20 protein-coding genes and 1 riboswitch are annotated in these 21,719 nt (G+C 61.7%); of the genes, 13 read left to right on the top strand and 7 right to left on the bottom strand.

Translation table 11 applies throughout. The features are described from left to right. The first annotated feature begins 2 nt into the window (after positions 1-2). The 7 genes from GBEM_RS11435 (at position 3) to gltX (ending at position 5,654) form a co-directional block, all read left to right on the top strand. Positions 3-389, top strand: coding sequence for an FtsB family cell division protein (locus GBEM_RS11435; protein WP_012530719.1), 387 nt, complete (start codon positions 3-5; stop codon positions 387-389). Further along, positions 386-556, top strand: a complete 171-nt coding sequence (locus tag GBEM_RS21475) for a hypothetical protein (protein ID WP_012530718.1) — start codon at positions 386-388, stop codon at positions 554-556. The genes GBEM_RS11435 and GBEM_RS21475 overlap by 4 nt, the downstream gene beginning before the upstream one ends. Then, complete coding sequence (argS, locus tag GBEM_RS11430) at positions 553-2,217, top strand: arginine--tRNA ligase (protein ID WP_012530717.1); 1,665 nt, start codon at positions 553-555, stop codon at positions 2,215-2,217. The genes GBEM_RS21475 and argS overlap by 4 nt, the downstream gene beginning before the upstream one ends. A 9-nt stretch (positions 2,218-2,226) precedes the next feature. Continuing rightward, positions 2,227-2,997, top strand: coding sequence for an SPOR domain-containing protein (locus GBEM_RS11425; RefSeq protein WP_012530716.1), 771 nt, complete (start codon positions 2,227-2,229; stop codon positions 2,995-2,997). A 70-nt stretch (positions 2,998-3,067) separates the two neighbouring features. Further along, complete coding sequence (locus GBEM_RS11420) at positions 3,068-3,910, top strand: response regulator (protein WP_012530715.1); 843 nt, start codon at positions 3,068-3,070, stop codon at positions 3,908-3,910. An 83-nt stretch (positions 3,911-3,993) separates the two neighbouring features. After that, positions 3,994-4,182 (top strand): DNA gyrase inhibitor YacG, encoded by a 189-nt coding sequence (locus GBEM_RS11415; protein ID WP_012530714.1) that lies wholly within the window; start codon positions 3,994-3,996, stop codon positions 4,180-4,182. Between the two features lie 68 nt (positions 4,183-4,250). Continuing rightward, positions 4,251-5,654, top strand: a complete 1,404-nt coding sequence (gene gltX, locus GBEM_RS11410; protein ID WP_012530713.1) for a glutamate--tRNA ligase — start codon at positions 4,251-4,253, stop codon at positions 5,652-5,654. 195 nt (positions 5,655-5,849) lie between these two features. On the opposite strand, the gene GBEM_RS11405 is transcribed toward gltX, so the two are convergent. Then, on the bottom strand, positions 5,850-6,017 hold the full coding sequence (locus GBEM_RS11405) for a DUF362 domain-containing protein (RefSeq protein ID WP_012530712.1): 168 nt from the start codon (positions 6,015-6,017) through the stop codon (positions 5,850-5,852). Positions 6,018-6,252: 235 nt separating this feature from the next. Between GBEM_RS11405 and GBEM_RS11400 the strand changes: the two genes are divergently transcribed. Further along, positions 6,253-7,518, top strand: a complete 1,266-nt coding sequence (locus GBEM_RS11400) for an acetate kinase (protein WP_012530711.1) — start codon at positions 6,253-6,255, stop codon at positions 7,516-7,518. A 126-nt stretch (positions 7,519-7,644) separates the two neighbouring features. Here the strand turns inward: GBEM_RS11400 and pta are convergent, their stop codons facing one another. The 4 genes from pta to GBEM_RS11380 form a co-directional block, all read right to left on the bottom strand. Further along, a complete protein-coding gene (gene pta, locus GBEM_RS11395) occupies positions 7,645-8,646 on the bottom strand; it encodes a phosphate acetyltransferase (RefSeq protein WP_012530710.1) in 1,002 nt (333 codons plus the stop codon). An 89-nt stretch (positions 8,647-8,735) separates the two neighbouring features. Then, on the bottom strand, positions 8,736-9,233 hold the full coding sequence (gene mog, locus GBEM_RS11390) for a molybdopterin adenylyltransferase (protein WP_012530709.1): 498 nt from the start codon (positions 9,231-9,233) through the stop codon (positions 8,736-8,738). A 23-nt stretch (positions 9,234-9,256) separates the two neighbouring features. Next, the gene (gene moaC / locus GBEM_RS11385) at positions 9,257-9,733 is read right to left on the bottom strand and encodes a cyclic pyranopterin monophosphate synthase MoaC (RefSeq protein ID WP_012530708.1); all 477 of its coding nucleotides are present in this window, start codon (positions 9,731-9,733) and stop codon (positions 9,257-9,259) included. 1 nt (position 9,734) lies between these two features. Continuing rightward, on the bottom strand, positions 9,735-10,946 hold the full coding sequence (locus GBEM_RS11380) for a molybdopterin molybdotransferase MoeA (RefSeq protein ID WP_012530707.1): 1,212 nt from the start codon (positions 10,944-10,946) through the stop codon (positions 9,735-9,737). Between the two features lie 74 nt (positions 10,947-11,020). Next, a riboswitch (molybdenum cofactor riboswitch) is annotated at positions 11,021-11,141 on the bottom strand. A gap of 328 nt (positions 11,142-11,469) precedes the next feature. On the opposite strand from GBEM_RS11380, the gene moaA reads away from it, so the two are divergent. Continuing rightward, the gene (gene moaA, locus GBEM_RS11370) at positions 11,470-12,450 is read left to right on the top strand and encodes a GTP 3',8-cyclase MoaA (protein ID WP_012530706.1); all 981 of its coding nucleotides are present in this window, start codon (positions 11,470-11,472) and stop codon (positions 12,448-12,450) included. Positions 12,451-12,506: 56 nt separating this feature from the next. Beyond that, on the top strand, positions 12,507-12,938 hold the full coding sequence (locus GBEM_RS11365) for an MOSC domain-containing protein (protein ID WP_012530705.1): 432 nt from the start codon (positions 12,507-12,509) through the stop codon (positions 12,936-12,938). On the opposite strand, the gene GBEM_RS11360 is transcribed toward GBEM_RS11365, so the two are convergent. Next, complete coding sequence (locus GBEM_RS11360) at positions 12,935-14,920, bottom strand: cache domain-containing protein (protein WP_012530704.1); 1,986 nt, start codon at positions 14,918-14,920, stop codon at positions 12,935-12,937. The genes GBEM_RS11365 and GBEM_RS11360 overlap by 4 nt on opposite strands. Then, entirely contained in the window at positions 14,917-16,287 is a 1,371-nt protein-coding gene (locus tag GBEM_RS11355) for a sigma-54-dependent transcriptional regulator (protein ID WP_012530703.1), read from the bottom strand. The genes GBEM_RS11360 and GBEM_RS11355 overlap by 4 nt, the downstream gene beginning before the upstream one ends. 268 nt (positions 16,288-16,555) lie before the next feature. Between GBEM_RS11355 and fdnG the strand changes: the two genes are divergently transcribed. From fdnG to nrfD, 3 genes are read left to right on the top strand one after another with little or no spacing between them, the layout of a single operon-like run. Beyond that, a complete protein-coding gene (gene fdnG / locus GBEM_RS11345; RefSeq protein ID WP_012530702.1) occupies positions 16,556-19,585 on the top strand; it encodes a formate dehydrogenase-N subunit alpha in 3,030 nt (1,009 codons plus the stop codon). Then, the gene (locus GBEM_RS11340) at positions 19,582-20,421 is read left to right on the top strand and encodes a 4Fe-4S dicluster domain-containing protein (RefSeq protein ID WP_012530701.1); all 840 of its coding nucleotides are present in this window, start codon (positions 19,582-19,584) and stop codon (positions 20,419-20,421) included. The genes fdnG and GBEM_RS11340 overlap by 4 nt, the downstream gene beginning before the upstream one ends. Next, complete coding sequence (nrfD, locus tag GBEM_RS11335; RefSeq protein WP_012530700.1) at positions 20,422-21,633, top strand: NrfD/PsrC family molybdoenzyme membrane anchor subunit; 1,212 nt, start codon at positions 20,422-20,424, stop codon at positions 21,631-21,633. Positions 21,634-21,719: the final 86 nt, after the last annotated feature.

The following is a 21,719-nucleotide window of genomic DNA, read 5'->3' as shown; positions in this document are numbered from 1 at the left end:
CCATGCAGAAACGGCTATTTTTCGTACCGCTGGCGGTCATTATTTTCATCCTCTACTTCACGGTTTTCGGTGATCGCGGACTTTTGCGCATCAACCACCTGCACCGGGATCTGGACGACACGCAAAAGCGTCTGTCCGAGCTGAAGGAGGAAAACGACCAGTTGAAGAGGGAGATAGCTGCCCTGCAGTCGGACCGCCGTTACCTGGAGAGCATCGCCAGGCGCGACTTCGGCCTGGTGCGCAGCAACGAGGTCGTTTACCAGTTCCCGCCCCAGGCGCGGAGCGCGGCGCCCCAGGCACCGGAGCCTGCAGCGGCCACCCGGCAAACGGCGCCCCCTGCGGCCGCCGCCAAAAATCCGCCCGCGGGCGGACCGAGGAGCAGGCAATGAAAGAGACAACCGGTAAACAGCATTGCGTGGTCTGCGCCTGGCGCGAGCACTGCAACAAGAAATTCTGCGTCGCCGACGGGGGAGCACGCTGCCCCGACTTCACGCGCGACGTCACCATAAAGTCCGTGCCAGCCACGGAGGAAGAGAAAAGGGAGGAGAAGATATGAAGGAGCAGCTGCGCGCATGCATCCTGAAGGGAATCGAGGGGTGTTTCGCCGACGGCACGCTCACCTCTGGTGAAGTACCGGCTATCAACGTGGAGAAGCCGGCGCATGCCGAGCATGGCGATTTCGCCACCAACGTCGCCATGCAGATGGCCAAGCAGCAGAGAAAGGCGCCGCGCGCCGTGGCCGAGATCCTGGTGGCGAAGCTCGCCGGCGCCTCTGACCTGATCGAGAGCCTTGAGATCGCGGGCCCTGGCTTCATCAACTTCTTCATAAAAGACAGCGCCTGGAGAAGGACCCTCACCGAGATCGACCGCGCCGGCGACGCCTGGGGCAAAAGCGGCATCGGCCGCGGCAAGAAGGTGCAGGTCGAGTTCGTCAGCGCCAACCCGACCGGGCCTTTGCACATAGGGCACGGTCGCGGCGCCGCGACAGGGGACGCCGTTGCCTCGCTTTTATCCGCGGCGGGCTTCGACGTGCAGCGCGAGTACTACATAAACGACGCCGGGAACCAGATGAACACCCTGGGGCTTTCCGGGCTTTTGCGCTACAAGGAACTCCTGGGGGAGAAGATCGACTTCCCCGAGACCTGCTACCAGGGCGACTACATGAAGGATATCGCCCGTGACGCGGTCACCAAGTACGGGGACCGGTTCCTGAAGGTATCCCAGGAGGATGGGGTAGCCTTCTTCTCTAAGATGGGGGGGGACCTGATCCTCGCCGGGATCGACCAGGACCTGCAGGACTTCGGCATCCGTTTCGACCACTGGTTCTCCGAACAGTCGCTCTTCGACGAGGGTAAGGTGAAATCCGCCATCGAGGAGATGCAGGCCAAGGGGCTCATCTACGAGCAGGAGGGGGCGCTCTGGTTCCGCACCACCGACTACGGCGACGACAAGGACCGCGTCGTGGTGAGGAGCAACGGGGTCACCACCTATTTTGCCTCCGACATCGCCTACCACAGGGACAAGTTCGCCCGGGGCTTTGACTGGGTCATCGACGTCTGGGGCGCCGACCATCACGGCTACGTCCCGAGGCTTAAGAGCGTGGTGCAGGGGCTTGGGCGCGACGCCTCCGACCTCGGCATCATTTTGGTGCAGCTCGTTTCGCTTTTGCGCGACGGGGTGCCGGTTGCCATGTCCACCAGAAGCGGCGAGTTCGTGACACTGAAGGAGGTCGTCGACGAGGTCGGGCGCGATGCGGCCCGCTTCTTCTTCCTGATGCGCCGCTCGGACAGCCAGCTCGATTTCGACCTGGAACTTGCCAAGCGCCAGAGTAACGACAACCCGGTCTACTACGTACAGTACGCCCACGCGAGGATCAAGAGCATCTTCGACACCGCTAGGGAAAGGGGGGTGGAGCCGCGCTTCGACAGCGTGAAGCTGGAACTCCTGCAGACTCCCGAGGACCTGAGCCTGGTCAAGAAACTCTCCGTCTACCCGGAGATCCTGGAAGGGGGCGCGGTGAACTTCGAGCCGCACCGGATCACCTACTACCTGCAGGAGCTTGCCGGCGAATTCCACAGCTTCTACAACAAAAGCCGCGTGATCACCCCCGAAGAGCCGGAGCTGACCCAGGCGAGGCTTTTCCTGCTGCATTGCGTCGCCATCACCCTCAAAAACGCGCTCACCGTCCTCGGCATCTCGGCGCCGGAAAGGATGTAGGGGAGTTTCATGCGGCTTGATTACAGCGATAAGGTCGCGGCCCTGAGGGAGAGCCCTGAGCGAAAACCGGTGCAGAAACCTGCACCCAAGAACCGGCCGCGCAAGGCACCGCTCGGGCTCTTCGCCTTCCTGTCGGCGCTGGTTTTCCTGGGGGCCACCTTCGGCGCCGGCGTTTTCACCGGCTGGGTCCTCTTCAGAGGGAGTGCACGTCCCCCTGTTGCAGCTAATGCGACCACTGCGGCCCAGGCGAAGCAGGTACCGGTTACGCCGCCGGCCGTTCCCGGCACCCCCGGCGCCCCGGTCCCCGAGACCCCGCTCACTTTCTACAAGACCCTCCCCTCCGGGGGGCACGGCGCGATGGGAAGCGGGGTGAATCTGAAGCTCTCCGATCCTCCCCCGCGGTCAAAGGCTGCGCCGGCCGCTCCCGCCGCGAAAGCCGCGGAGGCGAAGCCGGTCGAGACGAAACCCGCGCCGGAGAAGGGAGCTGCCGAGAAGCCCGCTGCCGACAAGCCGGAGGGCCAGAAGCAGGAAGCTGCGAAGGCGCCATCCGCGGCCGAGGTGCGCTACCTGGTGCAGATCGCCTCCTACCGCGACAAGAAAGAGGCAGACGCAGCCCAGTCGAAGCTTTCCGCCAAGGGGGTTGCCGCCTATCTCTCCGAGTCGAAGGTGCAAGGCAAGGGCGTCTGGTACCGCCTGCGGGTGGGGCGGCACTTAAGCAAGGCCGAGGCGGACCAGTTGGCCGCCAAGTTGGGGAGCGGCGCCACGGCTCTCCCCGAATAGCTTTTTTCCAGGCGCGCATGGTTTTTCGTTTCGCCGATGCTACAGTTATCCCTTGTGTGGGGACCCCGCTATGGAAAAAAGAAAGAAACTAGGCGAAATATTTGTGGAAACCGGTGTGGTCACCGAGAAGACGGTGGAGCGGATGCTCGCCGTTTCCAAGCGCTTCAACAAGCGTTTCGGGACCGTGCTCGAAGACCTGGAGCTTGTCACAGGGGAGGAACTGGCCGCGGCGCTCGCCGTCCAGTACGGCTGCCGGGTGGCCAGCAACTTCTCCGGCTACTCCTTCGCCCCAGATCTTCTCGCCACCATCCCGGTCGACGTTGCGATGCAGAACAACATCTTCCCGCTCAAGCTCGACAACAAGAGGTTGGCGCTGGCCATGGCCGACCCCACCGAGACGCGGGTGGTGAGAAACATTTCCGCCAACCACGGCTTGAGCATCACCCCCTTCATCGCTACCCGCAAGGAGATCTACTCCGCCATCTGCAGGAACTACCTGCAGAAAGAGGTCTGCTCCTCCGCGGCGCACACGGTGCTCGTGGTCGAGGACGACAAGCTGATAGGGACCATGTTCGGCGACTTCCTGAGCCGCCAGGGGTACCGCGTCGTTTTCGCCTCGGACGGGCTTGAGGCTTACAAGGCCGTATTGACCGAGAAGCCGCAGGTGGTCCTGACCGACCTGATGATGCCCAAGCTCGACGGTTTCGGCCTCTTCGACGCGTTGCGCAGTGTCCCGGATTTTTCCTCCATCCCGGTGATACTGATCACCGGCTCCATGCGCCCGGAGGACGAGGTGAAGGCCTTCGAGAGAGGGTTCTTCGACTTCATTGAAAAGCCGGTAAAGGAAGGGACCCTCATCACCCGGGTAAAAAGGGCGCTCCAGTTCCACCAGCGGAAATACCTGATCCCATAAACGCCGCTACTTAGCGCAGTTTAGATTCGACCACCGACCCTCCAGGGCGCAGGCTTTGGAGGGATTTCTTTGCAGGAAACGCCATGAACGCTATCACCACCATAAAATGCCCGCAGTGCCGCAAGGAGACCACCCTCGCCGGCAATCCCTACCGTCCCTTCTGCTCGCAGAGGTGCAAGATGATCGATCTCGGCACCTGGGCGGACGAAGGTTACCGTATCCCCGGTGAAAAAGCCCCGGAATCTGGGGACGAGGAGCCCGGGGACGAGTAGTCCAGGCATTTGCAGCAAACACATTTTTTGCAGCCATGCAATGATCACAGCAAAGGAAGGAGCTTTTCATGTCACAAGTACGCCTCCGTTTCGCACCCAGCCCGACCGGGTACCTCCACGTGGGGGGAGCGCGCACCGCGCTTTTTAACTGGCTTTTGGCGAGGAAGCAGCAGGGGAAGTTCATCCTCAGGATCGAGGACACCGACGTCGCCCGCTCCACCCAGGAGTCGGTCGACGCCATCCTGGAAGGGATGACCTGGCTCGGACTGGACTGGGACGAGGGGCCTTTCTACCAGTCTGACAACTTTCCTCTCTACAAGGAGTACGTCGAGAAGCTGATCGCCGCCGGGAAAGCGTACAAGTGCTACTGCAGCGCCGAAGAACTGGAGGTCAAGCGCGAGAAGGCGCTCAAGGAAGGTGGCAAGCCCAAGTACGACGGGACCTGCCGCAACCTGCCGCAGGGCGCGGACGACGGGCGCCCCTACGTGGTCCGTTTTAAGGCGCCGCAGGAAGGGACCACCTACTGGAACGACCTGATCAAGGGGAAGATATCCTTTGAGAACGCCGAACTGGACGACCTGATCATCCAGCGCACCGACGGGACCCCCACCTACAACTTCGTGGTGGTAATCGACGACGCCACCATGGGGGTCACCACCGTCATCCGCGGCGACGACCACGTGAACAACACGCCGCGCCAGATCCTTCTGTACGAGGCCCTGGAGGTGCCGGTTCCCCAGTTCGCCCACGTCCCGATGATCCTTGGGGCGGACAAGGCGAGGCTCTCGAAAAGGCACGGCGCCACTTCGGTCATGGCCTACCGGGACATGGGCTTTCTTCCCGAGGCGATGGTCAACTACCTGGTCCGCCTGGGCTGGAGTTACGGCGACGAGGAGATCTTCTCGCTCGAAGATCTGGTCCAGAAGTTCTCCATCGAGAACGTGGGTCGGTCCGCGGGCGTTTTCAACCCGGACAAGCTCCTGTGGTTGAACGCGCACTACATCAAAAACGGCGACCCTGTGCGACTGGCCGGGCTCCTGATTCCTTTCCTGAAGGAGCGGGGGGTAACCGATACCGCAGGTGGACCTGAGCTTCCGGCCGTGGTGAAGACACTGCAGGAAAGGGCTAAGACCATGCTGGAATTGGCTGACGGAGCGCTGTTCTACTACCAGCAGGAGCTCTCCTACGACGAGAAGGGGGTAGCCAAGTTCTTCAACCCCGAGACCCCGGCGCTTCTTAGGGGGCTGTTCAAGAAATTGGGCGCGGTGGGTGAGCTCACTACCGTCGCAATAGAAGGCGTTTTCAAGGAGCTTTGCGAGGAGAAGGGGATCAAGCTCGGGCAGGTAGGGCCCGCGGTGAGGCTAGCCCTGTCGGGCTCCACCGCTTCGCCGGGGATCTACGAGATGATCGAGGTGCTGGGGCTGGAAGAGACCGGGAAGCGCCTGGAGCGGGCCATAGCCAAGCTCTGCTGATAACGGCAGCAGGTAAAAGAAAGAGGGGAAGCTCCAGGGCTTCCCCTCTTTTTCGTGGTGCGGATGTAGAGGGAGGTTCCGCCCCTAACGCTTTTTGACTTTGAGAGCCCCGGCCGGTTTTGCTGCAGACAAAAAAATAGGCCTGCAAGCGGACGAGCCGCTGCAGGCCATGGCATTTCATGAATCTGGTGTTGGTTAGGCCGAGATTGCGCTCACCGGGCAGGTGTCTACGCAAGCGCCGCAGTCGATGCAGGTATCTGCAGCGATGGTCCTTTTGTCGCCAGCCTCGCTGATTGCGTTGACCGGGCAGGAATCGTCACAGGCGCCGCAGTTGATGCATTCGTCGCTGATGGTATGTGCCAAAGTATTCACCTCCTTCATGTTTACTTAAAATCGCGGTCGAAAACTACCATAGGACATAAAAAAAGTCCACCATAAAGCTGTATGACATTTGTCGCAAGGATGGGAGGGAGAAAATCCTTGAACTGTAGACCAGTCTACGGTATATTTAAAAAACAGTTTTATTTGTAAACTTTTTTTGCCGGACTAAAGTACCCAGCTTGCCCGGTTAAACTACAATGACGGGGGATGCAGATCGATGGATATACTCGCACTTAACTGCGGAAGTTCTTCTGTAAAATACCAGTTGTTTGACTGGGACAAAAAAGTCGTGGTCGCCAAGGGTATGGTGGAGCGCGTCGTCATCGGCGATTCGTTCATCCTGCACGAAGTCCCGGGCCGCGAGACCTACCGCGAGGATTCCGACTGTCCCGATCATAAGACCGCCGTCGATCTGATTCTGCGCACCCTGACCTCTCCCGGACACGGCGTGCTTACCGATATCAAACAGATAGCCGCGGTTGGGCACCGCGTGGTACACGGGGGGGAGCGTTTCACCAAGTCCGTGCTCATCGATGATGACGTGCTGGCCGCGGTTACCGAGGTGCAGCATCTGGCGCCTTTGCACAACCCGCCCAATATCGCAGGCATCGAGGGGGCCATGGCCGTTCTTCCTGGCGTCCCCCAGGTGGCAATTTTCGATACCGCGTTTCACCAGACCATGCCCGAACACGCCTATCTCTACCCGCTTCCCTACGAGTGGTACGAGAAGTACGGGGTCAGGCGGTACGGCTTCCACGGCACCTCGCATCTCTACGTCTCCAAGCGCATCGCCGCCATCCTCGGCAAACCTGCGAACCAGTGCAACGTCATCACCATGCATATCGGTAACGGCGTATCGCACTGCGCCATCAAGAATGGGGTGTCCGTCGACACCAGCATGGGGCTCACCCCGCTGGAAGGCGCCATGATGGGTACCCGCTGCGGCGACATCGACCCGGCCATCCCCGCCTTCATGATGCAGAAGGAAAACCTCTCCGCCAAGGAGATCGACAGCATCCTGAACAAGAAGAGCGGCGTCATCGGCATCACCGGCCGTTTCACCGACCGGCGTGACGTGATCGAGCACGCGAACGGGGGCGACAACCTCTGCCGACTCGCGCTCGACATCGAGGCTTACCGTCTCAAGAAGTACATCGGCACCTACATGGCCGTGGTGGGAAGGCTCGACGCGGTCGTCTTCACCGCCGGGGTGGGGGAGATGGGGGCTCCGATCAGGGAGCGCGCCATCGAGGGGCTCGACCACCTGGGCATCGTCCTCGACCGCGAGCGCAACGCCTCCGCCATGACCAGGAAGCGCGAGACGCTGATCACCACCGACGACTCGCCGGTGAAGGTGTACGTGATACCGACAGACGAGGAGCTGGTCTTCACTGAAGACGTGGCGGCGATCCTGGACGGGACCTACACGGACCACATGCACTTCGAGTACAGTTTCTCCAGGCCCGACTTCGTCAGGAAGTAAGGCGCGGCAGAGCGTAAGGCAACAAAAAGGCCGGCGGGGTAACCCGCCGGCCTTTCTTTTTGTTCTTTGTGTAAGCGAGCCGCCGCCAGTGGTTGACAGGTCCGACAGGTCCGACGGGTCGGGTGTCTACCCCTGCGCCTGCACCGCGGTGATGGCGGTTACGTCCACGATGTCCTGGACAGAGCAGCCGCGGGAGAGGTCGTTGACCGGCTTTGCCAGACCCTGGATCACTGGGCCGATCGCCTTGGCGCCGGCGATGCGCTCCACTAACTTGTAGGCGATGTTGCCGGCGTCGAGGTCGGGGAAGACCAGGACGTTGGCCTTGCCGGCCACGTTGCTGCCGGGGGCCTTCTTGCCGCCTACGGCGGGGATGAGCGCAGCGTCGGCCTGAAGTTCGCCGTCGATGCTGAGGTTGGGATCCATCCCCTTGGCCAATTCCAGCGCTTTAAGCACCTTGTCGGCGTCGGGGTGGCTCGCGCTCCCCTTGGTGGAGAAGGAAAGCATGGCGACGCGCGCCGGGACGTCGAGGAAGGACTTGCAGTTCCTCGCGGTGGCGATGGCGATCTCCGCCAGGGCCTGTGCGTCGGGGTTGGGGTTGACGGCGCAGTCGGCGAAGAGGATGACGCCGTTCTCGCCGAACTCGGGGCTCTTGGTCGCCATCAGGAAGAAGGAGGAAACCGTCTTGATGCCGGGGGCGGGGCCCACGGTCTGAAAGGCTGCGCGCAGCACGTCGCCGGTGGTGCCGGTGGCGCCTGCCACCTCGCCGTCGGCGTCACCCTCGCGAACCATCATTCCGGCGAAGTAGAGGTTGTCCGCGCCGCAGAGAAGCTCGCGCGCCTGCTCGGCGGTGAGCCCCTTCGACTTCCTCAGTTCCACCAGTTTCGCCACGTAACCCGCGAGCTTGTCGGAAACGGCCGGCTCGATGATTTCGACACCGGCCAGGTTGATCCCTTTCTCAGATGCGGCGGCCTTGATCGCCTCAGGCTTCCCCAAAAGTATAATGTGCGCCAAACCCTGTTCCATGATGGCCTGGGCGGCGAACAACATCCTCTCGTCATAGCTTTCCGGCAAGACAACCGTCTTCTTGTTGCCCCTTGCCTTATCGTGAATCTGCTTTACCAACGGCATGATGATCCCTCCGTATTAAATTTTCAAACCGTGTTAGTTGTATAACCCAGCAGGTCGGATCGGTCAATAAAAAAGGGTACGGATATGCATCACTTGGATAGCGGCGTGCCGCATTCCTCCGGGTCTCCCTGCAGCTTGGCGACGGCGTGGGGAACGGCGGCCCAGACGAAACTGATGTTTTCCGTCGCCCCTTTGGGGCTCCCGGGGAGGTTGATGATCAGGGTGTTTTTCCTGATCCCGGCGATGGCGCGGGAGATGATGGCGTGCGGGGTTTTTTTCAGACTCTCCGCGCGCATCACCTCGCCGAAGCCGGGGAGCACCCGGTCGACCACCCGTTCGGTCGCCTCTGGCGTCACGTCGCGCGGGGAGACGCCGGTCCCACCGGTGGTGAGGATGAGGTCGAAGCTTCCGCTATCGGACCAGGCCGCCAGCTTTTCCGAGATGAGGGACGCCTCGTCCGGGATCACTTCGGTGCAGGTGACGGTCACCCCGTGCTCTTCCAACCAGCTTCTCAGGGCGGGGCCGCTGCCGTCCGCACGCTCGCCGGTGGAGCAACGGTCGCTTAAGGTCAATATCGCTGCTCGCATGGGAAAATCTCCTTTGGAAATCCTTACGCTTCTCTTTTGAAGACGCCGCTCTTGCCGCCTTCCTTGTAGTGGAGCTTCACGTCGGAGATCACGATCCCCTTGTCGCTCCCCTTGCACATGTCGTAGACGGTGAGGGCGGCGACCGTGGCCGCGGCCATAGCCTCCATCTCCACCCCGGTCCGCTCGAAAGCGCGCACCGTCGCCATAACCGCGATGGTCCCCTCTCTCTCGTCCACCTCGAACTCGATGGAGACGTGGTGCAGCGCCAGCGGGTGGGAGAGGGGGATCAGCTCCGGGGTCTTCTTGGCCCCGGCTATCCCGGCTATGCGGGCCACGCCGATAACGTCCCCCTTGGCGACCCGCCCGGAGACGATCGCCTGCACCGTTTCGGGCTTGAGCTTCAGTACCGCTCCGGCTATGGCGGTCCGCATCGTCGGGACCTTCTGGCTGACATCGACCATGATGGCGTTGCCGCTGGCATCAAAATGATTAAAAGACATCTCAGGCCTCCATTTCCAGGGTGGGATCCAGCAGGTGCAGCTCGACCTCTTCGCCTGCGGCGAATTCGATGCGGTCGGCGGGGAGCAGCGCCAGCGCGTTGCAGCGGAGCATGGTCTTCAGGATTCCGGTGTTCTGGTCGCCCGCCGTGCTGGCCAGGTAACGGCCGTCCTCGATGGTGACCTGCACCCGCAGGAAGTTCAGTTTCCCCGCCTTTTTGCGCGTCCCTTCCTTGAGATAACCGCGCACGGTCCGCCTCAGCGCCTTCTCGTGCCCCATCATCCTCAAAAGCGCGGGCCGAACGAACTCGTCGAAGGTGATCATGGTGGAAACTGGGTTTCCGGGAAGCGAGAAGACAGGCGTATTCCCCCTGAGCGCGAAGGCGGTAGGGCCGCCGGGCTTGACGCCTGGTTTCCAGAACTGCTCGACCACCCCGAGTTCAGCCAGGATCTCGCGCACCAGGTCGCGGTCCCCGGCGGAAACGCCTGCAGAGGTGACCAGTACGTCCGCCTTCAAACCCTCGGTTAAGAGGGCCAAGTGGCTTTCGCGGTTGTCCCTCGCGATGCCGAGGATGACCGGTTCGGCGCCGCAGAGCTTGATGGCGCAGGCGAGGGCCAGGGCGTTACTGTTGACGATCTGGCTCTCTTTTGGTTCCGTGCCGATCTCCACCAGTTCGTCCCCGGTGGAGAGAATGGCTACCCGCACCCGGCGGTAGACCGGGACTACGGCGGCGGAGAAGGAGGCAAGCAGGCTTACCTGCGGCGGCCCGATCAGCGTCCCCTTCGGCATGATCAGGTCGCCGCGGCCGACGTCCTCGCCCTGGAAGCGGATGTGGTCCCCCTTTTTCACCTGCTGCAGCAGCTTCACGCTTTGCTCGCCCGCTTCGGTCTCCTCGATGGGGACCACGGTGTCCGCCCCCGGGGGGATGGGGGCACCGGTCATGATCCTCGCGGCACACCCTTCAAGAACGGCGTCCCCGGAGCTTACTCCGGCAGGGATGTAGTCGGTCACCTTAAGGACGGTCCCGGGCGCGCAGCCGGCGCTTCTCACGGCGAAGCCGTCCATGGCGGAGTTGTCCCAGCGGGGCATGTCGCTGGGAGCGGAGTAATCCTCGGCCAGTATCCTCCCGGCGGCTTCCAACAGGAGTACCCGCTCAACCCCCGCGGGGGCGACTTTCTCAAGGATCGTTCGCCGCGCTTTTTCGTAGTTCATCATCGTCACCTCTTATTGCTGTGGAGTGGGAATAGAAAAGGGTCCTGCATCCCAAAAAGGAGAGGACCCCGTGCGCTGAAAGCGGCGGCGGTTCTCCTTTCCAAAGGGGAGGCGGCGCCGTTTCCGGCGGCACCCAACGGCCAAAGCTTCGTGGGGGTACTCCCTTTAGAAGGCTGCGGCTCGGAGACTATCTGCTTATTTTGCTTAAGCCATAACACAATTGCAGGAAAATAAAAAATTATATTATTCCCAGAATTACCACTCCGTATTTTCCATCGCTGCGCCTGCCAAACGAACAGCTCGTAAAATCGCATTCTTATACGATTTTAGACGGTCCCTCTCCTGTGCGTATACGTTTTCTCATCACTCGCCTGCCGGTAGTCCGCGCTTTTTTAAGGGGTTGCATTACCACCATCAAACAGGGTATGGTTTTTCGCATGCTGCCGGAACCCGACTGGGAGAGGGCGGCGACATTCGTATTCCAGCCGTCGGCTGCAGCCGGCGGCTTCAGGGAAGAAGCTCAGCTATGGCACTGATAGATACCTACGGCAGGCGCATCAACTACCTTCGGCTCTCCGTCACCGACCGCTGCAACCTCCGTTGCCGCTACTGCATGCCGGAAGAGGGGGTCGAGAAGCTGGACCACTCGCAGGTCCTCTCCTACGCCGATTTGTTGCGCATCTCGACCGAGGCGGTTGCCGCCGGCATCGAGAAGATCCGCGTCACCGGCGGGGAGCCCCTGGTCCGCAAGGGGATAATCTCCTTCCTGGAGCGCCTGGGCGCGCTCCCCGGGCTCAAGGAGCTGGTACTGACCACGAACGGCCTGCTCCTTAAGGAGATGGCGCAGGGATTGCGGGAAGCGGGGGTGCAGCGCTTGAACATCAGTCTCGATTCGCTGAAGCCCGAGACCTTCGCGGCAATCACCCGCGGCGGAGAGCTTAAGCGCGTCTTGGACGGCCTTGAAGCCGCCGAGAAAGCTGGTTTCCCGCCGCACAAGATCAACGTGGTGGTGATGCGCGGTGTAAACGACGACGAGATCCTCGACTTCGTGGAACTGACCATGAAGCGCCCCTACGCGGTCCGATTCATCGAGTACATGCCCACCTGCGGCGACGCCGACTGGCGCGAACTCTGCGTGCCGGGGGCCGAAATCAGGGAGCGCATCGGCGAGCGATACCTCATCGAGGAAGTGAGCAACAGCGAGCTCTCCGGCCCTTCGAAGAACTTCAAGGTGCAGGGGGCGCAGGGGTCGCTCGGGATCATCACCGCCATGACCGGGCACTTCTGCAACGGCTGCAACCGGTTGCGGGTGACCGCCTCCGGGATCGCCAAGGGGTGCCTCTTCTCAGGCGACGGGGTGGACCTGCGGCCGGTTTTGGCCACAGGGGACGACGCCCTTTTGCGCCAGGAGGTGCAGCGCATCGTGGCCGCGAAACCTGGCCGGCACGAGGTGACGGACGAGGGCGCGGAAACGGTCCCCTTCGCCATGTCCAGGGTTGGCGGATGATCAAGCGGCAGGTTGAGATTGTTTGGATATAGATTTGATTCAACAAGGAGTTAGCTATGACTGGAAAAATCATCGCGGTGAACGTGAGCCTCAACAAGGGTGAGCGGAAGACACCCGTTCCCGAGGTCATGCTGCGGGAAAACCACGGCATCGAAGGGGACGCGCACGCAGGCGACTGGCACCGCCAGGTGAGCCTCCTGGCTCAGGAGAGCATTGCCAAGATGGTGGCCATGGGGCTCGACGTGAAAGAGGGAGACTTCGCCGAGAACATCACCACCGAAGGGGTGGACCTGGTGCATCTCCCGATCGGGACACGGATGCAGCTGGGGGAGACGCTTTTGGAGGTGACCCAGATCGGCAAGGAGTGTCATAACCGCTGCGCCATCTACTACCAGGCCGGCGACTGCGTCATGCCCAAGGAAGGGATCTTCGCCAAGGTGCTGAAGGGGGGCGTGGTGCGCCCCGGTGATGCGGTGGCGATACTCTAGGCCCCCGGCGTTTGGGAGCGCGGGAGCACCACGGTGAAGGTGCTCCCGCCGCCCGGGACGCTCTCGACGTCGATGCGCCCTCCATGCTCCCGGACGATGCCGTAGGATACGGAAAGTCCGAGGCCGGTGCCGTTGGCCTTGGTGGTGTAGAAGGGGTTGAATACCTGTCTCAGGTTCTCCAGCGCGATGCCGACCCCGGTGTCGCCGACTTTTACCTCGTAGCTCCCCGCGGGCTCCACCTGCTGGGTCCTCACCGAGAGAACGCCCCCTGACGGCATCGCCTGCACCGCGTTCAAGACCAGGTTGGTGAACACCTGACGCAACTGGTCCGCATCCCCCTCCACCTGCGCCACGCTCTCCGCATACTGCTCCGCTATCTCTATCCTCTCAAGCGACACCTGGTGCCCGATCTGGCCCACGATCTCGTGCAAGAGCTCGTTCAGCCGCACGGCTCCAGCTTCCATCTGCTCGCGCCTGGCGAATTTCAACAGGTTCGATACGATCCGCTCCACCCTTTTCACCTGCTGGAAAATGGTGTCCACTTCCTCACGGATCGGGGCTTCCTCCGGCACCGAGAGCTGCAACAACTCCGTGTTGCCGCGGATGATCGCCATCGGGTTGTTGATCTCGTGCGCGACCCCCGCAGCCAGCTCGCCTATCGCCGCCAGCTTCTCCACCCGCAACAACTCCTCGCGGGTCTGCACCAGGAGCCGGTTCTTCTCCTCCAGTTCCGCCGTTCTCGACTGCACCTTCTCTTCCAGGTTGCGGTTCAGTTCGATGATCGAGTCCTCGCGCTCCACGAGCGAACGGCTCATGTCGTTGAACCGCACCGCCAGGTCGCCGATCTCGTCCCGGGAGTCGATGCTGCTTTTCACGTTGCGCTCGCCTGCGGCTACGCGTCGCGCCAGAAGGTCCAACTCCCGTATGGGCTGGGAGAGCTTCCTCCCCAGGAACCCGGCCATGGAGACCCCCACCAGGCCGCTCACCAAAAGGACGAAGCTCAAAAGGACGGCCATGTCGATCTTGACCGCCGAATACTGGCTCTCCAGCATCCCCACGTAGAGGGCGCCGATCGGGACCCCCTGCAGCGAGAGGATCGGTTCGTAGGCGGTCAGGTACCAGTCGTTCACCACGAAGGCGCGCCCGACCCACTTGGCCCCCTTGAGGAGCACCCGCTCCTGGACCGGCGCGGAGAGCCTGGTGCCGACGGCCCGGCTGCCGTCGGTGTTGGGGACGTTGGTGGCGATCCTTATGTCCCCCTGGAAGATGGTGGAGTTACCAACGTCCCGGCCGTTTTTCCGCGCCCCCTCGTAGACCACGGAGCGGATCCGGTCCACGAGCTTCTGGTTGTTGTTGAGGAGCACCCCGCCGTAGAGCGCCCCCAGCAGGTTCCCCGCCTTGTCCCGCACCGGTGCCGCGACCAGGAGGAACATGGCGCCGTTTAGCTGCACCGGGGTTCCTGCGGCGGGGAAGATGCGCGCCTGGCGCACCAGGCTGTCTCCTTCGAGCTCAAGCTCGGAAGAGGGGAGGATGGTGGTGCCGCTGGCGATCTCCCCCTTCAAAGCGCGCGCTACGAACTGGTTGCGGGTCTTGTCGTCGCCGCGCAGCTCGGGGTTGTTGGCCCTGAAGATCACCTTTCCCGAGGCGTCTACGGCGGCGAGGATGTCCAGGCGCTCGCTGGCGCGCAATGAAGAAAGCGACTCGCTCACCGCCCGCCGGTCGCCGGAGGCGATGGTCTCGGCGGTCCTGCCGAAGGAGGCGGTGAGCTTCACCACGTCGTAGATGCGCGAAAGCTCGCTCTGGTAAGCCTCGCGGGCGACACTCAGGTCGTAGCGGACCTTCTCCTGGGCCTGGGCGGCGACCTTGGAGCTCAAAATGAAGACCCCGGCCATCCAGCAGATGAGGATCGCTATCCCCAGCGGGATGAGCGTCGCCACGGTGAGCTTGGTCTTTATGGGAAAGCGCAGCTTGGGAAGAGTCATGAGGGAATGGTGATGCGGTATTCGACGATCTTGCGGTCCAGGGTTTTTCTGGAGATGCCCAGGATCTCGGCCGACCTGCTCTTGTGGTACCCGGTTCCGGACAGGGTCCGCTCGATGGCTTCCTTCTCCACGTTTTCCAGCGAGACGAACTGCGCCTCGCCGCGCGGCGCTTCAACCTTTTGGGGCTGTTTGCGCCAGATGGGAAGCTCCTTCGCGGTGACCGTCTGGGTCCGGGCCAGGATGACTGCGCGCTCCATGACGTTTTCCAGCTCCCTGATGTTGCCGGGCCAGTCGTAGCCGTAAAGGAGCTGCAGCGCCTCGGGTGCCAAGGTGGTTACCTGCTTCTTCATCTTCAGGCTGTACTTCTTCAGGAAATGCAGCGCCAGGGGTTCCACGTCGTCCTTTCTCTCCCTAAGCGGCGGCAGCGGGATGTTGATCACGTTCAGACGGTAGAAGAGGTCCTCGCGGAATCGCCCCTCCTGAACCTCCTGCTCCAGATTCTTGTTGGTGGCTGCCACGAAGCGGATATCGGCGCTTTTCGGGCGGGTCGACCCAACCGGGATGAAATCACGCTCCTGGATCACGCGCAAAAGCTTTGCCTGGATGGGGAGGGTCATGTCGCCGATCTCGTCCATGAAGAGGGTGCCGCCGTCGGCCTCCTCCAAGAGTCCCTTCTGCGCTGCGACCGCGCCGGTGAAGGCGCCCCGGACGTGCCCGAAGAGCTGGCTCTCCAGGAGCGTATCGGTGAGGGCCGCGCAGTTGATGGAGAGAAAGCGCCGGTCGCGCCTTAAGCTGTTGTAGTGGATGGCGCCGGCAATGAGCTCCTTGCCGGTCCCCGATTCGCCCAGGACCAGGATGTTGGCTTCGCTGGCCGCGACCTGCAGGGTGAGGTCGTAGATCTCCTGGAAGGCGGCGCTTCTGAAGATGATCGATTCCTGCAGGATCGGCTTCTCCAGCTCGCTCTTGAGCGCCCGGTTCTCCTGCAAGAGCTGCTCCTTTTCCAGGGCGTTTTTGAGGACGCTCAGGATCTTCTCCTTGGGAAAGGGCTTGGTGACGTAGTCGTAGGCGCCCATCTTGATCGCCTCGACCGCCGCGTCTATGGTCCCGAAGGCGGTCATGATGACGATGGGAAGCGAGGGGCGGAGCGCCTTGACCTCCTTGAGCACGGTGATGCCGTCCATGTCCGGCATCCTTACGTCCTGCAAAAGGAGGTCCGCGTCCGAGGGGTCCCCCTCCTTAAGGCGGCGCAGGAGCGCCGCGCCCCCGTTGAAGGTCTCCACCTGGTAGCCCTGGGTCTGCAGCAGCTTCTTCAGATAGATGAGGATCCCTTCCTCGTCGTCGCAGATAAGAATCTTTTCCTGTCTCATTTCCCGGTGTTCCTCATGCTGCTCCTGCCACGGCGCTACCTGTGTGACCTGGTCAAAATGTCACACATCACGACAAAACGGCACATCTTTAAGCGTTGTTTAATGTTTAATGAGCTTCCTTCCGGCGCTGACAACAGTATCATTTCAAACCCTTACGGTACAAACTATTTTTTGATATTTGCGTAAACGCGCTGGCATGGCAATTGCCGTATACGCCTGCTTACTAACGGTGGCACGACGTTTATCATGGAAAAAGGAGAGATTCAACATGGCTGTTTCACGGAGGGAGTTTCTGCAGGGAGGGGCGCTGGCTACGGCACTGGTCCTTTCCGGCAAAAAAGCGGAAGCGGGCGGAGCCGATGCCCCGCAGATGCGCACCAAGGGGCTGAAAAGCTCGACCACCATCTGTCCTTTCTGCGCGGTAGGTTGTGGGCTTGTGGTGCATACCAAGAACGGCAAGATCGTCAACATCGAGGGGGACACCCAGCATCCGATCAACCAGGGTGCGCTTTGCTCGAAAGGTAGCGCGCTGTTCCAGGTCGCCAACAACGAGCGCCGCCTGCAGAAGGTCATGTACCGTGCTCCCGGCAGCGACAAGTTCGAAGAGAAGAGCTGGGATTGGGCGCTGGAGCGGATCAGCCAGAAGATGAAGGAGACCCGCGACAAGACCTTCAAGGCCAAAGAGATCAACAAGAAGGACAACAAGGAATACGTCGTGAACCGCACCGAAGGGATGGCTTTCCTGGGCGGCGCCGGTCTCGACAACGAGGAGTGCTACCTCTGGAGCAAGTTTGCCCGCTCTATGGGGGTCGCGAACCTCGAACACCAAGCCCGAATATGACACTCCGCTACAGTCGCCGGTCTGGCGGCTTCGTTTGGACGTGGGGCAATGACCAACCACTGGATTGACCTGAAGAACGCCGATGCCATCCTGGCCATCGGTTGCAACCCTGCAGAAAACCACCCGATCTCGATGAAATGGATCGAGGCGGCTATGGATAACGGCGGCAAGCTTCTCGCCGTCGACCCGCGCTTCACCAGGACCGGCTCCAAGGCCGATCACTACGCGCAGATCCGTCCCGGCACCGACATCGCCTTTTTGGGCGGGATGATCAACTTCGCGCTGCAGAACAACATGATCCACGAGGAGTACGTCCGCGAGTACACCAACGCCTCCTTCATCGTAAACGAGAAGTACGACTTCAACGAGGGTATCTTCTGCGCCTTCGACGACCAGGAGAAGACCTATGACCCGAAGGCCTGGGCCTACGCGGTCGACGGCTCCGGCAACCCCAAGCGCGACAAGTCGCTGAAGGACCCGCGCTGCGTCTACCAGCAGCTGAAGAAGCACTACTCCCGCTACACCGTCGACATGGTCTGCTCCATCACCGGCACCAAGAAGGAAGACTACGTCGCCGTCGCCAAGGCATTCTGCTCCACCGGGCGCGCCGACAAGGCCGGCACCATCCTCTACGCGATGGGTATCACACAGTCCACCCACGGCACCCAGAACGTCCGCGCGACCGCCATGCTGCAGATGCTTTTGGGCAACATCGGCATCGCCGGCGGCGGCGTGAATGCGCTGCGCGGCGAGAGCAACGTACAGGGCTCCTCCGATTACGGCCTGCTCTTCCACCTGCTCCCGGGCTACCTGAAGTCCCCTGAGTTCGACAACGTCGACCTGAAGGCCTACCTGGAGAAGTGGACCCCGAAGACCAAAGACGCAAAGAGCGCCAACTGGTGGGGGAACACCCCGAAGTACACGGTGAGCCTCCTCAAAGCCTGGTACGGCGACAACGCCACCGCGGAGAACGGCTTCTGCTACGACTACCTCCCCAAGAGAAGCGGCAACTACTCCTTCATGAAGCTGATGGAGAAGATGGGCAAGGGCGAACTGCAGGGCCTCGTCTGCATGGGGCAGAACCCGGCGGTAGGCGGCCCGGATTCCCTGAAGACCCGCGAGGCGCTGGGAAAACTCGACTGGCTCGTCACCGTCGACCTCTGGGAGACCGAGACCTCCATCTTCTGGAAGCGCCCCGGCGTGAACCCGAAGGACATCAAGACCGAGGTCTTCATGCTGCCGGCAGCCTCCTCCGTCGAGAAGGAAGGCTCCATCTCCAACTCCGGCCGCTGGGCCCAGTGGCGCTACAAGGCTGCGGAACCGGTAGGGGATGCGAAGAGCGACCTCTGGATCATCGATCAGTTCGCGAAGCACGTGAAGAAGGCGTACCAGAAAGGGGGAACCTTCCCCGAGCCGATCACCAAGCTCTCCTGGAACTACGGCGAAGGCCACGAGCCTGAAGTGCACCTGGTCGCCAAGGAGATCAACGGCTACTTCACCAAGGACATGACCATCGTCGACAAGGACAAGACCCTCGAGTTCAAGAAGGGTGACCAGGTCCCGATGTTCAAGTACCTGCAGGACGACGGCTCCACCGTCTCCGGCTGCTGGATCTACTGCGGCTCCTACACGAAAGACGGCAACCAGATGGCCCGCCGCGACGCCACCGACCCGACCGGGCTCGGCATGTTCCCGAAGTGGTCCTGGTGCTGGCCGGTCAACCGCCGCATCATCTACAACAGGGCCTCCGTTAACCCGGACGGCGCGCCGTTCAACCCCAAGCGCGCGGTCATCGCCTGGGACGCGCTGGAGAAGAAGTGGAAAGGCGACGTGCCCGACGGCCCCTGGCCGCCGATGAACGACGCGAAGGAAGGGAAGTACCCCTTCATCATGGTTCCTGAAGGTCACGGCCGCCTCTACGCGCTAGACATGAAGGACGGTCCGTTCCCCGAGCACTACGAGCCGATCGAAAGCCCGGCCAAGAACCTCTTGTCCAAGGTGCAGAGCAACCCGGCGGTCAAGGTCCCGGCCAACATGTCCAGCGACCTGAACAAGTACCCGTTCGTCGGCACCACCTACAGGATGACCGAGCACTGGCAGGCAGGCGCCATGACCCGCAGCCTTCCCTGGCTGGTGGAGCTGGTCCCGACCATGTTCGTCGAGATCTCCCAGACCCTCGCCTCCTCCAAGGGGATCAACAACGGCGACCAGGTGAAGATCACCACCGAGCGCGGTTCCATCGAGGCGAAGGCCCTGGTCACCACCAGGCTCAAGCCCTTCAACGTGCAGGGGAAAATGGTAGAGCAGGTGGGCCTTCCCTGGCACTTCGGTTATGCAGGTCTCGCTACCGGCGACTCGGGCAACGTCCTGACCCCGTCCGTCGGCTGCGCCAATACGAGCATCCCCGAATTCAAGGCATTCCTCTGCAACATCGAGAAAGGGGGTAAACGCGCATGAGCGAGACCAACCAGGATTTCAACAAGAGCAAGGCGTTCTTGATCGACATGACCAAGTGCACCGGCTGCCGCGGCTGCCAGGTCGCCTGCAAGCAATGGAACCAGCTCGACGCCGAGAAGACGGAGTTCTTCAACGGCGAGGGTTACCAGAACCCGCCGCTTATGTCGGAGCACACCTTTACCCGCATCAAGTTCCGCGACTACGAGAAGAACGGGCAGAACGAGTTCGCCTTCTACAAAGAGATGTGCATGCACTGCAACGAGCCGGCGTGCGCCTCCGTCTGCCCGGTCGGCGCCTTCAAGAAGACCAAGGAAGGCCCCGTCGTCTACGACGCCAAGCGCTGCATCGGCTGCCGTTTCTGCATGGTCGCCTGCCCGTTCGGGGTTCCCAAGTACGAGTGGAGCAAGGCATTTCCGCTGGTGAGAAAATGCACCGGCTGCTACTCCAGGATCAAGGAAGGGCTGAAGCCCGCCTGCGCCACCACCTGCGTCTCCGCCATCACCTACGGCGACCGCGGGGAGATGATCAAGGAGGCGAACAAGCGCATCGCCACCCGCCCCGAGAAGTACCTGAAGAAGCTCTACGGAGCCGAAGAGGCGGGTGGGACCAGCGTCATCTACCTGACCGCGCTCCCCTTCGACGAGCTAGGGTTCAAACCGGTCACCAAGAGGCCGCTCCCGTCCTACACCTGGCAGGCGCTGCGCCTCGTGCCGGGGATCTTCCTGACTGTCGGCAGTTCGCTCTCGCTCCTTTCCTGGTTCAACCACAGGAAAGAAAGGATCGCCAAGGAAGAGGAACAGAGAAAATCCGGCGCAACGCCTAAGGAGGAGAGCTAGATGACCGCTGCAAAGATAATCATCAACGAGATCAAGGGATACCACCGCTTCGTGAAATTCCTGATCGTCCTGGTATCGCTGGGCGCGCTAGCCTCCCTGGTCCGCTTCGTGTTCGGCCTCGGGGTCACCACCAACCTGAACGACACCTTCCCCTGGGGGCTTTGGATCTCCTTCGACGTCGTCACCGCCGTACCACTGGCGGCGGGCGCCTTCACCCTCGGGGCCATCGTGCACTGCTTCCACATCAAGAAGCTTGAGCCGCTGGTGCGTCCGGCCATCGTGACCGGCTTCCTCGGCTACTCCCTTGTCTGCGTGGGGCTTCTGCTCGACCTGGGGCAGCCGCAGCGCTGCTGGCACACCATGGTGTACTGGAACCCGCACTCCCCGATGTTCGAGGTTTCCATGTGCATCGCCGCGTACACCACGGTGCTCTTCCTCGAGTTCCTGTCGCCGGTCTGCGAGAAGTTCGGCTACCACGTGCCGTTGAGGCTGCTCCGGACCATCGAGATGCCGCTCGTCATCGCGGCGGCCTCCATCTCGACCTTGCACCAGTCTTCGCTCGGGACCTTCTTCCTGATCGCGGTCGATAAGCTGCACAGCCTCTGGTACAACCCGCTCCTGCCGCTGCTCTTCTGGGTTTCGGCCATGTGCGCCGGCATCTCCATCATCATCGTGGAAGCGACCATGAGCCACAAATGGATGGGGCAGCCCGACGAGAGCGAGCTTTTGGAGACTCTGGCGAAGATCCTCCCCTGGGTCATCACCGCGTACCTGACCCTGAAGCTCTTCTCCCTCTTCGCGCTGACCGAGGGGCCGCTCTTCAACCGTCCGGGGCTGGTGGCGCTTTTCGCTGTCGAGATGCTGGGCGGGGTGATCGCGCCCCTGGTGATGCTGATGAACGGCAACGTGCGCGAGAACAACCGCCTGCGCGCTACCGCCGCCTGGCTCGTCATCGCAGGCGTCATCTTGAACCGCTTCAACGTATCGATGTTCGGGATGGAGGCTCCGGGAACCTTCTACTACCCCTCCTTCATCGAGAGCCTGGTGACCGTCGGCATCATCGCGGCGCACATCCTGTTCTTCGTTCTGATCGCGAAGTACTTCCCGATCTTCGAGCACCATCCGGAGACCGTTGACTACTCGATCCCGGACAACTTCCACAAGACCGACAAGGGTCCTGCAGTACACGGCAAGGTCGCCGGCGAAGCCTAGCCGCAAGCTGGCTTGAGACGAACCGCAAGTGAAGCAAGTGAACGGAAGTAATTGAAGTAAGTTAAGTGAAGAAGTACGAGGACACC

Origin of the sequence: Citrifermentans bemidjiense Bem, from assembly GCF_000020725.1 — a bacterium.
Taxonomy (GTDB): Bacteria; Desulfobacterota; Desulfuromonadia; order Geobacterales; family Geobacteraceae; genus Geomonas; species Geomonas bemidjiensis.
This window is presented reverse-complemented; position numbering and strand designations above follow the sequence as displayed.